The 1,161-nt window shown below is 57.0% G+C and carries 2 protein-coding genes and 1 pseudogene; all 3 read left to right on the top strand.

Annotated elements, in window-relative coordinates; all coding sequences use genetic code 11:
• Window positions 1–247, top strand: a 247-nt coding sequence (locus tag DBR30_RS07570) for a CrcB family protein (RefSeq protein WP_181363517.1), incomplete at its 5' end; no start/stop codon positions are given.
• Window positions 248–312: 65 nt separating this feature from the next.
• A complete protein-coding gene (gene ubiE / locus DBR30_RS07565) occupies window positions 313–1,065 on the top strand; it encodes a bifunctional demethylmenaquinone methyltransferase/2-methoxy-6-polyprenyl-1,4-benzoquinol methylase UbiE (RefSeq protein ID WP_005342396.1) in 753 nt (250 codons plus the stop codon).
• Window positions 1,066–1,073: 8 nt separating this feature from the next.
• A pseudogene (locus DBR30_RS22820) lies at window positions 1,074–1,161 on the top strand (ubiquinone biosynthesis accessory factor UbiJ); the annotation flags it as partial.

Below are 1,161 nucleotides of genomic sequence, written 5' to 3'. Positions count from 1 at the left end.
CTCTTTCATCATGGGGGTGGCATTCGCCCTCATCAGCCATGGTCATGTGGTGGAACACCCGATGAAGCCGCTGCTGATGGTGGGGATCCTCGGTGCCCTGACCACGTTTTCTTCCTTTGCCCTCGATACAGTGGTGCTGGCTCAACATGGGGCCTATCTGAAAGCGCTGCTCAATATCGGTCTCAATATCTTCCTCTGTCTGGCCATGGTGGTACTGGGCATGCAGTTGGTTGCGAGCCGGGTTTAAGGTGTCCGGACGCCAGTGGCTCTGGTAAACTGGCGGCCATTCTTTGCTCTATGGGTGTTTAAGGGATGTCAGAACAAGCAACGACAACGCATTTTGGCTTTAAAACCGTGGCTGCGACCGAGAAGGAAACTCTGGTAGCAGGTGTCTTCCATTCGGTGGCAGCCAAGTATGATCTGATGAACGATCTGATGTCGTTCGGCATCCACCGCCTGTGGAAGCGCTTCACCATCGACTGTTCCGGTGTGCGCAAGGGGCAGAAGGTGCTGGATCTGGCCGGTGGTACGGGTGACTTGACCGCCAAGTTCTCCCGCATCGTCGGCGAGACCGGTCAGGTGGTGCTGGCGGATATCAACGACTCCATGCTGAAAGTGGGCCGCGACAAGCTGCGTAATCTGGGGGTCGCCAACAACGTCTCCTACGTGCAGGCCAATGCCGAGGCGCTCCCCTTCCCGGATAACCACTTCGACGTGATTACCATCGGCTTCGGTCTGCGCAACGTCACCGACAAGGACAAGGCGCTCGCCTCCATGTTCCGAGTGCTCAAGCCGGGTGGCCGTCTGCTGGTGCTGGAGTTCTCCAAGCCGGTCAGCGAAGTGATCGCCAAGCTCTATGACCTCTACTCCTTCAAACTGCTGCCGAAAATGGGCGAAATCGTTGCGAACGACAGTGAAAGCTACAAATATCTGGCAGAGTCTATCCGCATGCACCCGGATCAGCAGACCCTGGCTGGCATGATGGAAAATGTCGGGTTCGAGCAGGTGGAGTACTTCAATCTGACTCAGGGTGTGGTCGCCCTGCACCGCGGTTACAAGTTTTAAGGTTGCCTATGCCGATGGATGCCATGGTCACCGCGGTGATCGAAACCAGCCTCAACCAGTTGCTGGCGCTGGACAAACAGAGCCCGGAGCGGCTGC

Origin of the sequence: Aeromonas sp. HMWF017 (assembly GCF_003061465.1) — a bacterium.
Lineage (GTDB): Bacteria > Pseudomonadota > Gammaproteobacteria > Enterobacterales > Aeromonadaceae > Aeromonas > Aeromonas veronii.
Note: the sequence above shows the minus strand (reverse complement) of the source record. Positions and strands in the feature narration are given on the sequence as shown.